This window comes from Streptomyces bacillaris, from assembly GCF_003268675.1.
Classification (GTDB): domain Bacteria; phylum Actinomycetota; class Actinomycetes; order Streptomycetales; family Streptomycetaceae; genus Streptomyces; species Streptomyces bacillaris.
This window is the reverse complement of record NZ_CP029378.1, coordinates 2,270,844-2,288,641: the sequence shown is the minus strand read 5'-3', so window position 1 is coordinate 2,288,641 and position 17,798 is coordinate 2,270,844. Positions and strand designations below refer to the sequence as shown.

The 17,798-nt window shown below is 71.8% G+C and carries 17 protein-coding genes; 5 read left to right on the top strand and 12 right to left on the bottom strand.

All coding sequences use genetic code 11. From position 1 onward, the window contains the following. Positions 1-41: 41 nt before the first annotated feature. On the bottom strand, positions 42-713 hold the full coding sequence (gene nucS, locus DJ476_RS09255) for an endonuclease NucS (protein ID WP_084992208.1): 672 nt from the start codon (positions 711-713) through the stop codon (positions 42-44). 272 nt (positions 714-985) lie between these two features. On the opposite strand from nucS, the gene DJ476_RS09250 reads away from it, so the two are divergent. After that, complete coding sequence (locus DJ476_RS09250; protein ID WP_019764131.1) at positions 986-1,378, top strand: SCO5389 family protein; 393 nt, start codon at positions 986-988, stop codon at positions 1,376-1,378. Positions 1,379-1,501: 123 nt separating this feature from the next. Here DJ476_RS09250 and DJ476_RS09245 read toward each other — a convergent pair whose 3' ends face one another. Further along, complete coding sequence (locus DJ476_RS09245) at positions 1,502-2,536, bottom strand: LLM class flavin-dependent oxidoreductase (RefSeq protein ID WP_103417389.1); 1,035 nt, start codon at positions 2,534-2,536, stop codon at positions 1,502-1,504. Positions 2,537-2,772: 236 nt separating this feature from the next. On the opposite strand from DJ476_RS09245, the gene DJ476_RS09240 reads away from it, so the two are divergent. Continuing rightward, entirely contained in the window at positions 2,773-3,102 is a 330-nt protein-coding gene (locus tag DJ476_RS09240; protein WP_053559374.1) for a hypothetical protein, read from the top strand. A gap of 23 nt (positions 3,103-3,125) precedes the next feature. On the opposite strand, the gene DJ476_RS09235 is transcribed toward DJ476_RS09240, so the two are convergent. The 7 genes from DJ476_RS09235 to mce all read right to left on the bottom strand — a co-directional run bounded on the left by DJ476_RS09235 (position 3,126) and on the right by mce (position 13,119). After that, positions 3,126-3,983, bottom strand: coding sequence for an ABC transporter permease subunit (locus tag DJ476_RS09235; RefSeq protein WP_103417388.1), 858 nt, complete (start codon positions 3,981-3,983; stop codon positions 3,126-3,128). Next, entirely contained in the window at positions 3,980-5,140 is a 1,161-nt protein-coding gene (locus tag DJ476_RS09230) for an ATP-binding cassette domain-containing protein (RefSeq protein WP_112490276.1), read from the bottom strand. Before DJ476_RS09230 ends, DJ476_RS09235 begins: the two co-directional genes overlap by 4 nt. Before the next feature lie 279 nt (positions 5,141-5,419). After that, the gene (locus DJ476_RS09225) at positions 5,420-6,199 is read right to left on the bottom strand and encodes an ABC transporter permease subunit (protein WP_103417386.1); all 780 of its coding nucleotides are present in this window, start codon (positions 6,197-6,199) and stop codon (positions 5,420-5,422) included. A gap of 5 nt (positions 6,200-6,204) precedes the next feature. Then, positions 6,205-7,269, bottom strand: coding sequence for an ABC transporter ATP-binding protein (locus tag DJ476_RS09220; RefSeq protein ID WP_112490275.1), 1,065 nt, complete (start codon positions 7,267-7,269; stop codon positions 6,205-6,207). An 86-nt stretch (positions 7,270-7,355) separates the two neighbouring features. Then, complete coding sequence (locus tag DJ476_RS09215) at positions 7,356-8,294, bottom strand: coiled-coil domain-containing protein (RefSeq protein WP_018492210.1); 939 nt, start codon at positions 8,292-8,294, stop codon at positions 7,356-7,358. Positions 8,295-8,596: 302 nt separating this feature from the next. Next, entirely contained in the window at positions 8,597-12,487 is a 3,891-nt protein-coding gene (gene scy / locus DJ476_RS09210; protein WP_112490274.1) for a polarized growth protein Scy, read from the bottom strand. Between the two features lie 203 nt (positions 12,488-12,690). Further along, a complete protein-coding gene (gene mce, locus DJ476_RS09205; protein WP_019762239.1) occupies positions 12,691-13,119 on the bottom strand; it encodes a methylmalonyl-CoA epimerase in 429 nt (142 codons plus the stop codon). 145 nt (positions 13,120-13,264) lie between these two features. On the opposite strand from mce, the gene DJ476_RS09200 reads away from it, so the two are divergent. Both DJ476_RS09200 and meaB read left to right on the top strand, forming a co-directional pair. Beyond that, the gene (locus DJ476_RS09200; protein ID WP_112492475.1) at positions 13,265-14,470 is read left to right on the top strand and encodes an acetyl-CoA C-acetyltransferase; all 1,206 of its coding nucleotides are present in this window, start codon (positions 13,265-13,267) and stop codon (positions 14,468-14,470) included. 36 nt (positions 14,471-14,506) lie between these two features. Further along, positions 14,507-15,475: a methylmalonyl Co-A mutase-associated GTPase MeaB gene (gene meaB, locus DJ476_RS09195; RefSeq protein WP_181006460.1), complete on the top strand. Its 969-nt coding sequence runs from the start codon at positions 14,507-14,509 to the stop codon at positions 15,473-15,475. Between the two features lie 125 nt (positions 15,476-15,600). Here the strand turns inward: meaB and DJ476_RS09190 are convergent, their stop codons facing one another. Both DJ476_RS09190 and DJ476_RS09185 read right to left on the bottom strand, forming a co-directional pair. Next, the gene (locus tag DJ476_RS09190; protein ID WP_112490273.1) at positions 15,601-16,269 is read right to left on the bottom strand and encodes a hypothetical protein; all 669 of its coding nucleotides are present in this window, start codon (positions 16,267-16,269) and stop codon (positions 15,601-15,603) included. After that, complete coding sequence (locus DJ476_RS09185; protein ID WP_112490272.1) at positions 16,266-16,643, bottom strand: hypothetical protein; 378 nt, start codon at positions 16,641-16,643, stop codon at positions 16,266-16,268. The genes DJ476_RS09190 and DJ476_RS09185 overlap by 4 nt, the downstream gene beginning before the upstream one ends. Positions 16,644-16,750: 107 nt before the next feature. Between DJ476_RS09185 and DJ476_RS34420 the strand changes: the two genes are divergently transcribed. Then, a complete protein-coding gene (locus DJ476_RS34420; RefSeq protein WP_162638544.1) occupies positions 16,751-16,927 on the top strand; it encodes a hypothetical protein in 177 nt (58 codons plus the stop codon). Positions 16,928-16,998: 71 nt separating this feature from the next. Here the strand turns inward: DJ476_RS34420 and DJ476_RS09180 are convergent, their stop codons facing one another. Then, entirely contained in the window at positions 16,999-17,694 is a 696-nt protein-coding gene (locus DJ476_RS09180; RefSeq protein ID WP_112492474.1) for a PepSY domain-containing protein, read from the bottom strand. Positions 17,695-17,798 lie beyond the last annotated feature (104 nt).

Sequence of the window (17,798 nt, the reverse complement as noted above, 5' to 3'; positions counted from 1 at the left end):
GATCAGGAGAGGCACCCGGCTCCGTACGTACGTCCAGAGGGTCAGAACAGGCGCAGCTTGTCGTCCTCGATGCCGCGCATCGCGTCGTAGTCGAGCACCAGACAGCCGATGCCTCGGTCCGTCGCGAGCACGCGCGCCTGGGGCTTGATCTCCTGGGCCGCGAAGACGCCCTTCACCGGGGCGAGGTGCGGGTCGCGGTTGAGCAGCTCCAGATAGCGGGTCAGCTGCTCCACCCCGTCGATGTCCCCGCGCCGCTTCAGCTCCACGGCCACCGTGCCGCCGTCCGCGTCGCGGCAGAGGATGTCCACCGGGCCGATGGCGGTGGGGTACTCACGGCGGATCAGGGTGTGGCCCTCGCCGAGGATCTCGATCCGGTCGGCGAGCAGCTCCTGGAGGTGGGCCTCCACGCCGTCCTTGATGAGCCCCGGGTCCACGCCCAGCTCGTACGAGGAGTCGTGGAGGATCTCCTCCATCGTGATGATCAGTTTTTCGCCCGCCTTGTTCACCACGGTCCAGACACCGGCCTCGTCGCCGGTGCCCTCCTTCAGGGTGCACGGCGGGGACATCCAGTTGAGCGGTTTGTACGCCCGGTCGTCGGCGTGGATCGAGACGCTGCCGTCCGCCTTCACCAGGATCAGACGGGGGGCGGAGGGCAGGTGGGCTGTGAGCCGGCCCGCGTAGTCGACGGAGCAACGGGCGATGACAAGACGCATGGTCGGCAACGCTACTCGACGACGGGGCCCCGACGCGATTTCCCCACCCGTCGACCCCTGTCACTCGCTCCTCACCACCCGGGGGCGCAGTGGGCTTGCCCCTCTTTGCGCACCTTCGTTGGTGGCCGGTTGTGTTCCCAATCTCCTGGTGCGGCCCCGACTGCGCGCTTACCGTGGATGCAGGAGGTCGCCGCCCGTGCACGCTGCGTCGTCGCCCTTCTTCCCTGCCCGTAAGACCCCGGTCACCGTCCGGGGTCGCGAGAGGAGAACCCATGTCGCTCGACGTCTCACCGGCCCTGTTGGAACAGGCCGAGCGAGGCGAGGTCGACGAAGCCGACTTCGTCGACTGCGTCCGGACCTCCCTGCCTTTCGCGTGGGAGATGATCAGCTCTCTGGTGGCTCAGCTGAAGGTCGACGGCGGTCAGTTCGCCGACAACCAGACGCCGCCGCCGGACGAGCAGGCACGTGGTCAGCTGCTGCGTGCGCTCGCGAGTGATGCGATACGCGGCGCGCTCCAGCGCCACTTCGGAGTGCGTATCGCCTTCCAGAACTGCCACCGCGTCGCGGTGTTCCCGCTGGACCCCTCGGTCGACGACCGGCTGGCCAAGTTCACTTCGGTGAGGGGCCAGTTGCTCAACCAGTCGCCCGAACTACGGGACTGCTGAACGCTTCTGCTGCCGCTTCGGGCCGCGGGAGGTGCAACTGGCTCCGGGGCGGCAGCTCCCGTACCACCGCACCACGCTCCACGTTCCGCGCGAGGTCCTTTTCGCATGCACAGGCGCCCCTGGTCAGGTGAGCAGCGGCAGCACGTCCGCGCCCAGGCGCCGTACGTTCTCCTCGGTCGCCGCGAGATCGCCCGACCCCTCCACCAGGAGCGCGAAGCGGGTGATGCCCGTCCGCTCGGCGGTGGCGGCGAGCCGGTCGGCGGCCAGCCGCGGCGGGCCCACCGGGTGCAGCCCGCAGAGCAGCTCCGTGTACGCGACGGGGTCCCGCATCACCCGGTGCCGGCCGTCCACCGTGACATGGGCGTCCAGCCCCTGGCGCAGCCAGCCGGGCATCGTCTTGACGAGCGTCTCCGTCGCCGCCCCCGGCCCGTCCTCGATCTGGGCCACCCCGGCGGACACATGTGCGGCCCCCTCGACGACCTCCGGCGGCTGACCGGCCTCCCGGGCCGCCGTCCGCCACAGGGCGACCATCTCCGCCTTCTCCTCGTCCCCGCAGTGCATGCCCAGCAGCATCGGCAGCCCCCGGCCCGCCGCCAGCCGCACGGTCTTGGGCGAGGTGCACGCCACGATCACCTCGGGCCCCTGCGCCGAACCGTCGGCCAGCAGTTCGTCCGCCCGCGGCACCACCGCCACCTCGCGGAAGCCGAACCGCTCCCCGCGCCCGGCGACCCGTGGCTCCCGCAGCCAGTCGAGCAGCAGCCCCAGCGACTCGGGGAAGCCGTTCTCGTACGCGTCGAGACCGCCTCCGAAGACCTCCAGGTCCACCCAAGGACCGCCCCGGCCCACCCCGAGCGAGAACCGTCCGCCGCTGGTCAGATGGAGCAGCGCGGCCTGCTCGGCGAGGGCGACCGGGTGGTGGTTGGGCAGCACGCTGACCGCCGTGCCGACCCGGATCCGGCGCGTCCGGCCGAGCAGCAGCGCGGCCAGCGTGGTGGCGGACGGGCAGACCCCGTACGGCACGAAGTGGTGCTCGGCCAGCCAGACCGAGTCGAGCCCGGACTCCTCCGCCGCCTCGGCGGACCGGACGGCCCGGTGCAGGGCCTCGCCCGGCCCCTGACCCGGGAACTGAGCTGCCAGAACGAACGTTCCGATGCGCATCGCGTGTTGCCTCCTTGCGGCCGACGCGTGTCTCCCCCACTGGCAACAACGTCTGACACGTGCCAAAGGCACGGTCCGGCCCGAAGTTCTTGCGATTTTCCGCTAACTCACTCCCGTGCGCCGATCGTGCCCGGCCGTGCCCGATCGCGCGCCCCCACCCTGCCCACCCCACGGCCCCTGCGACAGCCTCTAGGCTGGGAGCACGCCGTGCCCGAACCGCCCCCGTGAGGTGTCCCGTGTCCCCGCGCCGCAACCGCCCCCGTGGCGGCGACCGTCCCGACGAACATCCCGGTACGGCACCGGGGCGGTACGGCGGGGGAGGGGCGACCGAGAGCTGGCAGGGCGAGGAGTGGTCGGTGCGCCCGGTGAGCGGCGCGAGCGCCCAGGGCAAGCGGTACCGCTGCCCAGGCTGCGACCAGGAGATCCCCTCCGGTGTCCCGCACCTGGTCGCCTGGTCCGAGTACGGCGGCATCGACGACCGCAGGCACTGGCACAAGGCCTGCTGGAACGCGAAGGACCGCCGCACCACCCGGGTGCAGCGGTCCAGGAACGCCCCGCGCCACTGAGCGGCGGACGGCGGTACGCCGCGTCAGACGTCGCGCTGCTCCAGCGCCAGGAAGGCGGCGCCCATGGCCACCGCCGCGGTCCCCACGATCACCAGCAGCGGTTCCCAGCCCGAGGGGCTGCTCTCGGTGACCCCCGTGCCGTACAGCCCGGCGAGCTGGTTGGGGATCGAGTACTCGAAGAGGAACCGCTGCACCCCGCGCAGGCTGTCGGCGAACATGAAGAGCGCGAGGACCAGCGGCAGCAGCACCACGGCGATCATGATCGTGATCGCGCCCGCCGAGTGCCGGACGATCGCGCCGACCGCCAGCGACACCAGGCCCAGGCCCGCCATGTAGAGCCCGACCCCCACGGTGACGCGCAGCCACACCTCGCCGGGGTCGACGCCGCCGCCCAGGATCACCGTCTGGCACGCGGCGACGACGGTGGCCGTCACGGTGGTGATGACGAAGGTGACCAGGGAGAAGACGATCGCCTTCGCCGTGAGCACCCGGGCCCGGCTGGGGCAGGCCGTCAGCGTCGTACGGATCATGCCGGTGCTGTACTCGGAGCCGATGGTCAGCACGCCGAGGGTGATCACACAGATCGAGCCCAGCAGCACCCCGAAGAAGCCGAGGCTCACGACCGGCACGCCGTCCAGATCGCCGTCGGCGGCGGTGACCAGCAGCGCCGACATCAGCCCGATCGCCACCATCAGCACGATCATCACGCCCAGGGTCCACATCGTGGAGCGGACGGAACGGATCTTCGTCCACTCCGACGCGACCGCGTCGCCGAGCGTGGCGCGGCGGATCGGGATGGGCGACTCGTAGTACCCCAGCACTCCGGGCGCCGGCTCCGGCTGCGGGTGCTCATGGGCCTGCGGGGCGGCCGGCGGCGTCATCGGGGGTCCTCGCTGGTCTTCTGCTCCCCGGCCGGGGCGGCGGGGGAGGGGGCGGGGGCGGTCACGGGCTTGGCGTACGGGTTCTCGCCGGGCGGCGGCGGAACGTACCAGTTCTGCTGGGGCGCCTGCGCCGGCTCGGGCGGCCCGTAGCCGGGCTCGGCCCCGTAGTGACCCGTCAGGGGGTCTCCGTAGGGCCCGTACGGCGCCTCCGGCAGCTCCACGAGCCCGGCCTTGGCGTCGTCCGTCGAGCGGTAGTCCACCACGCCCTGCGTCATCCGCATGTACGCCTCCTCCAGCGAGGCCCGGTGCGGTGACAGCTCCCAGAGCCGTACGTCGGCGGCGTGCGCCAGATCGCTGATCCTCGGCAGCGGGAGGCCGGTGACGCGCAGGGCGCCGTCCGGCTCGGAGAGCACGCTGCCGCCCGCCTCGATCAGCGAGGAGGTGAGCTTCTCGCGCTCCTCGGGGGAGTTCTCCGGGACTCGGACCCGGGCGAAGTCGGCGGAGTTGGCCGAGATGAAGTCGGTGACGCTCATGTCGGAGAGCAGCCGGCCGCGCCCGATCACGATCAGATGGTCGGCGGTGAGGGCCATCTCGCTCATGAGGTGGGAGGAGACGAAGACCGTACGTCCCTCGGCGGCCAGCGTCTTCATCAGGTTGCGGACCCAGTGGATGCCCTCGGGGTCCAGCCCGTTGACCGGCTCGTCGAAGAGCAGCACCTGGGGGTCGCCGAGGAGCGCGGCGGCGATGCCGAGCCGCTGCCCCATGCCGAGCGAGAAGCCGCTGGAGCGCCGCTTGGCCACGTCCTGGAGGCCGACGACCCCGAGGACCTCGTCGACCCGCCGGGCCGGGATGCCGGCCAGCTGGGCCAGCGAGAGCAGATGGGTACGGGCGGTCCGGCCGCCGTGCACGGCCTTGGCGTCGAGCAGGGCGCCCACCTGGCGCGGCGCGTTCGGCAGGCTGCGGTAGGGGTGGCCGCCGATCGTGACATGGCCGGCCGTCGGGCGGTCCAGGCCGAGGATCATGCGCATGGTGGTGGATTTGCCCGACCCGTTGGGACCGAGGAAGCCGGTGACCAACCCCGGTCGCACCTGGAAGGAAAGGTCGTCCACGGCCGTCTTCGCGCCGTAGCGCTTGGTCAGGCCGACTGCCTCGATCATGCTCCAGCCCCATCGACTCACTCTGTGGTCGGGGCTGGGGCCGCCTGGCCGCACACCCCCCGTAAGAGTTAGGAGGATAACCAGGCCCTGACGGTTCCGGCCAAGTTCCGCACACGCTGCGAGCGACCGGTCACGCGTCGCGCGGGATCCGCCGGTCACGCCTCGCGCGGTGCTCCCACGCGGAACGGCCCGCCACGCGTCGTGCGTGACGGGCCGTTCCGGGCCGCTCCTGCGCCTGCCGGAGGCTCGGGATGCCTGCCGGAGAGTCGCGCGGCGGTGCTACGCGTCCCGGTTCTTCAGGACCAGGTAGCCGCCGAGCACCGAGGCCGCCACCCAGGCGACCATGATCCCGAGCCCGGCCCAGGGCCCGTACGGAGCGGTGCCACTGCCCATCGCGTCCGGGACGACCTGCATGATCTTCGACCCGGCCTGGTCCGGGAAGTACCGGGCGACGTCCTTCGCGTACGGCACCGCGATCAGGATCTGCGAGACCAGGAAGAAGAACGGCATCAGGATGCCGAGCGAGAGCATGGAGCTGCGCAGCATCGCCGCGACGCCCATGGAGAAGATCGCGATCAGCCCCATGTAGAGCCCGGCGCCGACCACCGCGCGCAGGACGTTCTCCTCGCCGAGGGTCGTGCCCCGGTCGCCCAGCAGCGCCTGGCCGAGGAAGAACGAGACGAAGCTGGTGAGCAGGCCGACCGCGAGGGCCAGGGCACCGGCCACGGTGATCTTGCTGAAGAGGAGTGTGCCGCGCTGCGGCACGGCCGCCAGCGAGGTGCGGATCATGCCGGAGCTGTACTCCGTACCGACCACGAGCACCCCGAACACGACCATGGCGAGCTGGCCGAGAACCGTCCCGGAGAAGCTGACCAGCGTCGGGTCGAAGGTGACCTGCTCGGCCTCCGAGAGGTCGTCGAACGTCGCGTTCAGCAGGGCGCAGAGGGCCGCGCTCATGGCGACCGTGACGGCGAACGCGCAGATGAGCGTCCAGGTGGTGGAGGAGACCGTGCGGATCTTGGTCCACTCGGAGTTGAGGACTGCGGGTACCGAAGCCATGGTCGTCAGGCCCCCTCGTTCGTGCTGCCGGTGGTGCCTTCGGTGCCCGCGGTGGACCCGGGGTCGGCGGAGCCCGGCTTGTTCCAGCCCTCGCCCCAGCCCGCTCCCACCGCTCCGGCGGCCCCGGCCGCCGCGGCTCCCGGTGGAGGCAGCGCCCCGCCGGGGCCGGAGTGCGCGTGGTACTCCACGGAGCCGGCGGTCATCTGCATGAACGCCTCCTCCAGCGAGGCCCGCTGCGCGCTCAGCTCGTGCAGCACCACCTGGTGACGGGCGGCCAGCTCACCGAGCGCCTCGGTGGTGGCGCCGTCGATCTCCAGCACACCGCCCTCCGCCTCGACGGCGGTGAACCCCTCCTGGTGGAGCACGTCCCGCAGTCGCTCCTGCTGCGGCGAGCGCAGCCGTACGTAACTGCGGGAGTTCTCGTGGATGAAGTCGGCCATCGAGGTGTCCGCGAGGAGCCTGCCCTGGCCGATCACGATCAAGTGGTCGGCGGTCAGCGCCATTTCGCTCATCAGGTGCGAGGACACGAAGATGGTCCGGCCCTCGGCGGCGAGCGCCTTCATCAGGTTGCGGATCCAGTGGATGCCCTCGGGGTCGAGACCGTTGACCGGCTCGTCGAACATCAGGATCTCGGGGTCGCCCAGCAGGGCCGAGGCGATCCCGAGGCGCTGGCCCATGCCGAGGGAGAAGCCCTTGGACTTCTTCTTCGCGACCGCGCTCAGGCCGACGGTGTCGAGCACCTCGTCCACCCGGCTGCGCGGGATGCGGTTGCTCTGCGCCAGACAGAGGAGGTTGTTGTAGGCGCTGCGGCCGCCGTGCATCGACTTGGCGTCCAGCAACGCCCCGATGTACTTCAGCGGTTCCTGCAGCTCGTTGTAGTGCTTGCCGTCGATGCGGACCGTACCGCTGGTCGGGTTGTCCAGATCGAGCATCATCCGCATCGTGGTGGACTTGCCGGCCCCGTTCGGCCCCAGAAAACCTGTCACCACGCCTGGTCTGACCTGGAATGTCAGCTGGTCGACGGCGACTTTACTGCCGAATCGTTTGGTCAGTCCCTCAAGCTCGATCATGCGCACACGCTAGAACGCCCGCGCGCCCGGCGCCACCCACAAAAGAGGGGGAGCCGGGCGCACGGAAGAAACCGCCGCGGGGGAGGTCAGCGGGTCTGCTGGGCCGGAACACCGCGCTGGGCGGGCTCGTCGTCCACCGGGGAGCCGGCGGCGGCCACCGCGGCACCGGTCAGCGTGGCCAGCATCTCGCGGACGTTGGTCAGCTGCGCGTTGATGGAGTCGCGGCGGTTGGTGAGCGCCGCCAGCTCGCGCTCCGATTCGCTGCGGATCCGGTCGGCCTTGGCGTTGGCGTCGGCCACGATGTCCTCGGCCTGGCGCTGCGCGGTCTCCACCGTCTGGCGGGCCCGGCGCTCGGCGTCCGTACGGAGCTTCTCGGCCTCCAGGCGGAGCTGCTCGGCGCGGTGCTCGATCTCCGCGAGCCGCTTCTCGGCCTTGGCCTGACGGGACGCGAGGTCGCGCTCCGACTGCTCGCGCCGCTTGGCGAGGTTCGTCTCGAAGTCGGCGGCGGCCTGCGCGGCCTTGGCGCGGGTCTCCTCGAAGAGGGCGTCGGCCTCCTCGCGCTTCTGCTGGGCGTCCTTCTGGGCGTCGGCGCGGAGCGTGTTCGCCTCGCCCTGGGCCTTCTCGACGATGCGGACGCCCTCGTCCTCGGCCTTCGCCTTGCGCTCGGCGGCGAACGACTCGGCGTCGTTGCGCACCTGCTGCGCGGCCGACTCGGCCAGCTCACGGTGCTGCTCGGCGGCCCGACGGGCCTCCTCACGCAGGTCCTTGGCCTCCTCCTCGGCGAGGCGGAGGATCTTCTCGACACGGGCACCGAGCCCGGCGTACGACGGCTCCGCGTCGTTCACCTGGGCCTGGGCGTTCTGCGTCTCGAGGTGCAGCTCCTCGATGCGCTTTTCCAGAGACGTGATGCGGGCGAGCGCGCTATCACGGTCGGCGACGAGCTTGGTAATGCGGTCGTCCACCTGACCGCGGTCGTAACCACGTCGCACGAGCTCGAAGCCGAAGGGGGAGGAAGGGTCACTCATGGGGTTCCTGTCGAATGAGACCGGTGAGGTGATAGGGGAATCCTAGGGGCCATAGCGGCGTGTCAGCGTGCAGATGCCGGTTTGATCTGGAGAATGACACCCCTTTTGAGTGGCTGACCCCCGGAGTGCTTGCCACTCGAAGGGTTGAATGTCCATGACGAAGCACGCGCCCCCGAACGCCTGCTCCCCGCCGGACATCCTCTGTTTCTCCCCCGTAAGTCTTCCGTGCGCTCCCCCGTACGTCTCCACCGCGTTCCCCCCCCCCGTGCGTCCGCCGGACCTCCCCGTACGGCCGCCGCCGCTCACCTCTCCGAGGACTTGCCCCCCGACCGGGTGCCCGCCGTCGCAGGGGCCTTGCCGCCCGCCGATCCACCCGCGGGTTTGCCGCCCCCGTTGGGAGTCTCGAAAGACTCCAACGCCTCCAGCACGTCCTGGACACGGGAGATCTCCGTATTGATGTCCTCGCGCCTGCGCACCAGGACATCCAGCTCGCGTTTGCCCTCGGCGACCGTCTTCTCGGCCTCGGCCGCCGCGTCGGCCCGCAGCTTCTCCGCCTCGCGGATCAGCTCGGCCTTCTTGGTCTCGGCCTCCTTGAGCAGCGACTCGGCCCGTTTCACCGCGGCGATCCGGACCTTGCTCGCCTCCGAATTGGCCTCCGCCAGCAGCTCCTTGGCCTTCGCCTCGGCCTCGTCGCGCTGCTCGGTCGCCGCCTTCATCAGATGGTCGACCCGCTCGCCGGCGGTCTTCATCTGCTCGGACGTCTCCCGGCGGGCCCGCTCGTGCAGCTCCTCGATCTCGCTCTCCAGCCGGGCCCGCTGCGCCTCGGCCCGCTCCCGGATCTGGGTCGCGTCGCGGCGGGCACCCACCAGCAGCTCGTCGGCGTCCGTACGGGCCCGCTCCACCAGGGAGTTGCCCTCGACGGTCGCCTCGGAGGTGATCCGCTGGGCCTCCTTGCGGGCCGCGCCGACCATGGTGTCGGCCTGCGTCTCCGCCTCGGTGGCCGTACGCAGCGCCTCCTCCCGGGCCTTGTTGATGAGCTGGTCCGCCTGCTCGGCCGCGTCCGCCCGGCGCTTGGCCGCCGCCTCGCGCGCCTCGTCCAGCACCCGGTCCGCCTCCTGGCGGCCCTGCGAGCGCAGCTCCTCGGCCGCCGACTCCGCCTCGGCGCGCAGCTGTTCGGCCTCCTCGCGGGTGCGGGCGGCGTGCTCCTGCGCGGAGCCGAGGTGCTCGGCCGCCTCCGTACGCAGCCGCTCGGCCTCCTCGGTGGCCTCGGCCAGCAGCCGGTCGGCCTGCTCGTTCGCGTCCTTGCGGCGCCGGTTGGCCTCGGTGGTGGCCTCCACGACGAGCTGCTCGGACGACTGGGCGGCCTCCGTGCGGATGCGCTCGCTCTCGGTCGTCGCCTCGCCGATGAGCCGGTCCGACTGGGCCGCCGCCTCCGAACGGATCCGGTTGGCGTCCTGCCGGGCCTCGGCCCGCGCCTTCGACGCGTCCTGCTCCGCCGACGCCAGGGCGTCGGAGGCCTCCGTACGCACCCGCTGGCTGTACTCGGAGGTGTCCGCGCGCAGCCGCTCGGACTCCGCGATCGCCTCGGAGACCGTACGCTCGGCCAGCGCCTTCGCCGCCTCGGCCTCCTCGTGCGCCTCCTGCCGCAGCCGGTCCGCCTCCGCGCCCGCCTCCCGGCGGATGCGGCTCGCGTCCTCGGAGGCCCGGTCCCGCTCGGCGTGCGCGTCGGAGCGGACCCGGTCCGCCTCCTCCTGCGCCTCCGTACGGGTGCGCTCCGCGACATGCTCGGCGGTCGAGCGCAGCCCGGCGATCTCCTCCTCGGCCTGCTCCTGGAGCCCGGCCACGGAGTCCCGCACCTGCTGGGCGGTCTGCTCGGCCGCCGCGACCAGCTCGGTGGCCCGGGCGTCCGCCTCCTCGACCAGCCGCTGCGCCTCGGCCTGCGCCTCCTCCACCCGCTTCCGGGCGGAGGCCAGCAGCTCCTCGCTCTGCTCGCGGGCCCGCTCGCGCTCCTGCCCCGCCTCCGTACGGGCCGCGCCGAGGATCTCCTCGGCCTCCCGGCGGCGGCGCGTGGCCTCCTCCTGGGCGGCCTCCAGTGCCTCGGCCGCCTCGGCACCGACCCGCTCGGCGGCGGCCGCGGCCTCCGCGCGCACCCGGTCTGCGGTCTCCTGCGCCTCGGTCTTCAGCCGCTCCGCCTCGGCGGCGGCCTCACTGCGCAGCCGTACGGCGATGTTCTCGCCCTCGGCCCGCGACTGGGAGGCGTCCGCCGCGGCCTCGTCACGGAGCCGCTCGGCCTCCGCCTCGGCCTGCTCGGTCAGCGTACGGACACGCTCGGCGGTCTCCGTGCGCTGCCGCTCGGTCTCCTCGGCCGTCTCGCGGCGGATCCGCTCCGCCTCCGTACGGGCCTCGCCGAGCGCCTCCTCGGCGGCGGCGAGCCGGGCCTCGGCCTCGGTGTGCAGCCGCTCCAGCTCGTCGGCGGCCTCGGCCTGCCGGGCGGCGACCGCGCGCTCGGTCTCCTCGCGCAGGGTGGCCGCGGCCCGCTCGGCCTCGGCGGTGGTGGCCTCCGCCTGCTCCTCGGCCTCGGCCCGCAGCTTCTCGGCCTCGGCGCGGGTGCGCTCCAGCGTCTCGTCGGCCTGCTTGCGCAGGGCGGCGGCCCGCTCGGCGGCCTCGGCGCGGATGCGCTCGCTCTCGCCGCTGGCCTTGGTGCGCAGCTCGTCGGCGTCCGAGCGCGCCTCGGTCAGCAGCTCCTCCGCCTTGCGGGCGCCCTCCTCCAGCAGCTGGACCGCCTCGCGGCGGGCCTCGCCCCGGATCCGCTCGCCCTCGGCGACCGCCTCGGAGCGCAGCTGCTCGGCCTCGCCGCGCAGCCGGCGGGCCTCCTCCTGGAGCTCGACCGTCTTGGCCCGGTACTCCTTGGTGTCGTCCTTGGCCGCGCCCTTGAGCTCGTCGGCCTGCTCGGCCGCCTCGCCGCGCAGCCGGTCCGCCTCGGCCTCCGCCTCGCGGCGGATCCGCTCGGCCTCCTCGCGCGCCGCCTTCGTGGTGGACTCCGCGTCCTCGGAGGCCTTGGTGAGCACCTCCTCGGCGCCCCGGGCCGCCTTGGCGAGCTGGGCCGCCGCGTCCTCGGCCGCTGCCGTACGGGCCTTCTCGGCGGCCTCCGCGACCAGCCGCTCGGCCTCGGCGCGGGCGTCGGCGAGGGCCTGCTCGGCCTCCTCCTTGAGCGTCTCGGCGCTCTTGGTGGCCTCCCCGACCAGCCGGGCGATCTCCGACTTGGCCGTACGGGTGCGCTGTTCGTTCTGCGACTCGGCGGAGGCCAGCTTCTTGGCGGCCGCGTCCTTCGCCTCGGCGAGGACCTTCTCGGCCTCCAGCCGGGATTCGCGCAGCCGGGTCTCGGCCTCCTGGAGCCGCTGCTCGGCGGCCCGGTTCAGCTCGGCCGTCTGCTGGCGGGCCTGCGAGGTCTCCGCCGTGGTGGTGGAGCGCAGCTGCTCCGCGTGGCTGGTGGCCTCCTGGGCCTGCGCGGAGGCGGCGCCCAGCATGCGTTCGGCGTCCTTGCGGGCGCGCAGCAGGATCGCTTCCGCTTCGGCCCGGGCCGCCTCGGCCTCCGAGCCGACGCGCTGCCGGGTCTCCTCGGCCAGCCGCGCCGCCTCGGCCCGGGCGGCGGCGAGCGCCTGCTCGGCCTCGGCGCGGGACTCGTCCAGCAGCCGACGGGCCTGCGACTCGGTACGGGCGCGCAGCTGCTCGGCCCAGGCGACGTTCTCGTTGACGTGGGACTCGACGGTCTGCCGGCGCTCGGCCAGCTCCTGGTCGAGCTGCTGCCTGCGCTGGACGGCCTCGTTGTGCAACTCCGCCTGCAGGCGCGCCTGGTGCTCGGCGTGCTCCTGGAGGATGCGCTGCGTCTGGGCGCGCGCCTCACGCAGCTCGCGCTCGGCGTCGCTGCGCAACTGCTCGGCCTGGATCTGCGCGTTCCGCAGCAGCTGTTCGGCCTGGTAGCCCATGTCCGCGCTGTCGTAGGCGGGACGGGTGGCCAGGCTGCGGCGTGCCTCGTGCAGCTTGGCGCGCAGGACCTCGACCTGGTAGCCGAGGTCCTCGGCGTGCTGGACGGCCTTCTCCCGGTCGGTCTTCAGCCGGTCCATCTCGGCTTCGAACCGCGAGAGATGGTCGACTTCAGCCCGGTGGCTCTCCTGGCTTTCGTAGCCCCGCACTGCGCGGTCCCATCCTTCCCCGAGCTCTCAACTCTGTTCGAGCGGGAGAGACCCCAACCCTGGTCGCAACTCTGCACACGAGGACCGCCCACCGACGGGCTGTCCCCGGGGAATGGTGACAGACAAACGACGAGGACGCGGTACGGCCCCGACCCGGCCCCGGCCCGGAACCGCCCACTCTACCGGGCCGGGTCTGCGCCGGGTCAGTGCTCCGGGTTGCTCGTGACCAGTTCGGTGAGGACGCCGTGGCAGTCCTTGGGGTGCAGGAACGTGATCCGGGACCCCATCGAACCCGTCCTGGGCTCGTCGTACAGCACCCGGACGCCCTTCTCGCGGATGTCCGCGGCGTCCCCGTCCACATCCGCCGTACCGAAGGCGATGTGGTGCACGCCTTCCCCATTCTTTGCCAGCCACTTGCCCACGGCGGAGTCCTCGCGGGTGGGTTCCAGGAGCTGGAGGTAGGAGGCCCCGCCGTCCGAGGTCTCGTTGATCTTGAGCATGGCCTCCCGGACGCCCTGCTCCTCGTTGATCTCGCTGTGGAACACCTCGAATCCGTACGTGGCACGGTAGAACTCCACCGTCTTGTCCAGGTCGAAGCAGGCGATTCCGATGTGGTCGATGCGCGTCAGCATGTTTTCAGCATGGCTCCGCGCTCCGGCCCCCGCCATGGTTACGCAACGTGCGCGCCGTCACACCGGTAGCCGGATGACGGGCGCGGGAGCGCTCAGTACATTCAGGTAAACCCTCGTTCACATCCGATCCCAAGGGGCCGTGCCCATGCCAGCAACGACCGGTACCACCACCTCAGTGATCGTCGCGGGCGCCCGGACGCCCATGGGCCGTCTCCTCGGCTCGCTCAAGAGTTTCTCCGCGGCCGACCTCGGCGGGGTCGCGATCAAGGCGGCCCTGGACCGGGCCGGGATCGGCGGCGACCAGGTCCAGTACGTGATCATGGGCCAGGTGCTCCAGGCGGGCGCGGGCCAGATCCCCGCCCGGCAGGCCGCAGTCAAGGCCGGCATCCCGATGAACGTGCCCGCCCTCACCGTCAACAAGGTCTGTCTCTCCGGGCTCGACGCCATCGCCCTGGCCGACCAGCTCATCCGCGCCGGGGAGTTCGACGTCGTGGTCGCGGGCGGCCAGGAGTCCATGACCAACGCCCCGCACCTGCTCCCCAAGTCCCGCGAGGGGTACAAGTACGGCGCGATCGAGATGCTCGACTCGATGGCGTACGACGGTCTCACCGACGCGTACGAGAACATCCCCATGGGCGAGTCCACCGAGAAGCACAACGGCCGCCTGGGCCTGGACCGCGCCGCCCAGGACGAGATCGGCGCCCTCTCCCACCAGCGGGCCGCCGCCGCCCGGAAGAACGGGCTCTTCGAGGCCGAGATCACCCCGGTGGAGATCCCGCAGCGCAAGGGCGACCCGGTCCTCTTCTCGCAGGACGAGGGCATCCGCCCGGAGACGACGGTCGAGTCCCTCGGCAAGCTGCGCCCGGCCTTCACCAAGGACGGCACGATCACCGCGGGCACCGCCTCGCAGATCTCCGACGGGGCCGCCGCGGTCGTCGTCATGAGCAAGGCCAAGGCGCAGGAGCTGGGCCTGGAGTGGATCGCCGAGATCGGCGCCCACGGCAACGTCGCGGGCCCCGACAACTCCCTCCAGTCGCAGCCCTCCAACGCGATCCGGCACGCCCTGAAGAAGGACGGCCTGACCGTGGACGACCTCGACCTGATCGAGATCAACGAGGCGTTCGCGGCCGTCGCCGTCCAGTCCATGAAGGACCTGGGCGTCACCCCGGACAAGGTCAACGTCAACGGCGGGGCCATCGCGCTCGGCCACCCGATCGGCATGTCCGGCGCCCGTCTGGTCCTGCACCTGGCGCTGGAGCTGAAGCGGCGCGGCGGCGGCATGGGCGCGGCGGCGCTCTGCGGCGGCGGCGGCCAGGGCGACGCGTTGATCATCCGCGTCCCGGGCAAGTAACACCGTAACGACACGAGGCAAGGCGAGAACGGAGCGGTGAACGTGGACGTGGACGTCCCCACGCTGGTCGAGCAGGCGCGAGCAGGCAGGCCGCGTGCGGTGGCCCGGCTGATCTCGCTGGTGGAGGGTGCGTCCCCGCAGCTGCGCGAGGTGATGGCCGCACTGGCCCCGCTGGCGGGTCATGCGTACGTCGTCGGGCTGACGGGCTCGCCGGGCGTCGGCAAGTCCACCTCCACCTCCGCCCTGGTCTCCGCCTACCGCCGGGCGGGCAAGCGGGTCGGCGTCCTCGCCGTCGACCCGTCCTCCCCGTTCTCCGGCGGCGCCCTGCTGGGCGACCGGGTCCGGATGTCGGACCACGCCTCCGACCCCGGCGTCTACATCCGCTCCATGGCCACCCGCGGCCACCTGGGCGGCCTCGCCTGGGCCGCCCCGCAGGCCATCCGGGTCCTGGACGCGGCGGGCTGCGACGTGGTCCTGGTCGAGACGGTGGGCGTCGGCCAGTCCGAGGTGGAGATCGCCTCCCAGGCCGACACCTCCGTCGTCCTCCTCGCCCCCGGCATGGGCGACGGCATCCAGGCGGCCAAGGCCGGGATCCTGGAGATCGGTGACGTCTACGTGGTCAACAAGGCCGACCGCGACGGCGCCGACGCCACCGCCCGCGAGCTGAACCACATGCTGGGCCTGGGCGAGTCCCGCGCCCCCGGCGACTGGCGCCCCCCGATCGTCAAGACGGTCGCCGCCCGCGGCGAAGGCGTCGACGAGGTCGTGGAGGCCCTGGAGAAGCACCGCGCTTGGATGGAGGAGCACGGCGTCCTCGCCGCCCGCCGCACGGCCCGAGCGGCCCACGAGGTGGAAACCATCGCGGTGACAACCCTCCGAGAGAAGATCGCCGACCTGAGGGGCGACCGCCGCCTCCAGTCCCTGGCCGAGCAGATCGTGGCGGGGAACCTGGACCCGTACGCGGCGGCGGACGAGCTGGTGGCGGGGGTCACGGGGGAGGGGTGAGCAACGTGACGGAGGCCTCCGGAGCGGCACACGCCGCTCCGGAGGCCTCCGTCGGTACAGGGCCGCCGGTCGCGCCGGTCCTCCTCCGCCGGTACAGCGGGAAGCCTGGCACGGTCACCTTCCCGTCAGCGGTCCTGAGGCGGACGTCCCTCATCGGCCGCGTACTTGGCCTGGCGGGCGGCTTCGATGTACCGCGGGGCGAACTTCATCTCGTACGCCTCGGGCACCTCGTACGGCGACTCCCAGCCTTCAGGCAGGAAGCTGTCCCCGTCCTCGCAGCACAGGTGGCACGAGGCGCACCACTCCGTCCGCCAGGCGTAGGCCACGGCACGGACCCCGTCGATGACCGCGTCCAGCGGACCGTCGTTGCGGTACCAGCGGTGGAGATCGGCCATCCCGCACCCGGGGCAGGCCACCGACAGATCTGCGGCGTACGGCTCCCGGCCGAACGCCGCCCGCCAGGCATCCATGAGGTCGGGCGGGACGATCCGCCACCCGCCCGGACCGAGGAGAGCGAGTTCATCGGTCTCGAACAGATCCATCTCCGCGGCTTCCACGGCACCGAGCGTCGTGCACTCACCCGTCACCAGATCGACCCGGACGGGACCGATCCCGATCACCATGAAGGACGGGTCGCCGGTCTCCAGATACCGGCGGTCCTGGTAGCCGAAGTAGGCGTAGTTCCCCACCACGGCCGAATGACCGTCGATGGGCACCAGCTCCACCGCACTGTTGCGGGGGTCCTCCTCCACGTACTTACTGGCCAGTTCGGCGGCCTGTTCGCAACTGATCACTGGTCGGTCCTCGGTGGCTTCAGGAGCTGTGGCGGCTGCTGGTGTACTTCCTCTTGCTGAGGGTCGTACGTCAGAAGGCCGTGCTTCCGTGCCAAGGGGATGAGACCCTCCACCAGCTCATCCTTCCTGGACCAGGCGATGGTCACCAGGACGCATTCCCCGTTGCCGTACACGGGAGAAGTCCACGGGGACATTTCCGCATTCTCGATGGTGAGGTCGGGGTGGATGTCCCTCAGGGCCCGGTGGAAGGCTCTGACGTTCTCGCTCTCCGCAAAGACCCCCGATGCGCCGTCGGTCATCGCGTCATATTTCCGGAAGGCTTCGGAGGCGTCGATTTCCTGGTTCTCCTGCCAGAACGCCAGGTCGTAGCTCATCTGTGGACTCCTGAAAGGGGTTTGCCGGGCGGCAGGCGGAGGTGGGAAGGCTTCGTGCTCCGGGGCCGCCTCGGCATGGCTGCCCGCATACGACGGTAGGTGACCCCATGGACGCGGAACAGGCCCGACAGGTCGACAGCGTGTTGCAGCGGCTCGGCATTCCGGGCGTTGTCGCGCCGGAAGACCCGGAGAACCTGACGGGGCCGTGGCGTGTGTATGACACGGCCGACCGCAAGGACATCACCGCCGACGGCTTCGTCCTGCGGCCCAAGAACGACGAGTAGGGGCGCCGGGTGCGGCCAGGCCCCGTACCGCTGCAGCGGTACGGGGCCCGGCCCGGGGGTGGGGCGGTGCGTCAGTCGTCGTTCCGGTCGTCCGCGTCGTCGTGGTCGTCCCGGTCGTCGTCGCCGTCGTCGTCCCGGTCCACCGTGACCTTGCCGGTCTTGGCGTCGACCTTCAGTTCGTGGTTCTTGCCGTCCTTGCCGGTGATGTCGACGTCCCAGCGCAGGACGTTGCCCCGGCGGCCGTCGTCGTCATCGTCATCGTCGTCCAGGTCGATCGAGGTGATGCGGCCCGGGGCGGTCTTCAGGGCCGCGTCGGCCGCCGCGTTCAGGGTGACGGGGGCGGAGCGGGGGGCGTGGCGGTCGCGGTCGTCGTTGTCGTCGTCCTCGCGGGTCTTCAGGACCTTGCCGGTGGTGGCGTCCACCGTGATGTCGTGCCACTTCTTGTCGGAGCCGTGGACGTCCAGCTCCCAGACCGTACGGCCGTCGTGGTCGTCATCGTCGTCGTCCAGCTCGGCCTCGGGGACCGTGCCCGGGACGCTCTTCAGGGCCGCCGCCACCGCCTGGTCCAGCGTGATGGTGGTGGTCCCGGTGGCGGGGGAGCGGTCGTCGTTCCGGTCGTCCGTGTCCTTGCCGGTCGTCGTCGGCTGCTGGGTCGTCGTGGCCGGGCGGCGGTCGCCGTCGTCGTCCGCGAAGGCCACGGTGGCGGCGGCCGTGCCGCCGATCAGGACCGCCGCGGTGATCGCTGCGATGGTGGCGTTGCGCTTCATGAGGTTCCTCCCCGAGAGCTGCGTGCTGTTCGACGGGATCCACACTGCCGACCGCTTGCTGAACGCAGCCTGAAGCCACCTGAAGGCGTCTTCAGGTGGAGTTT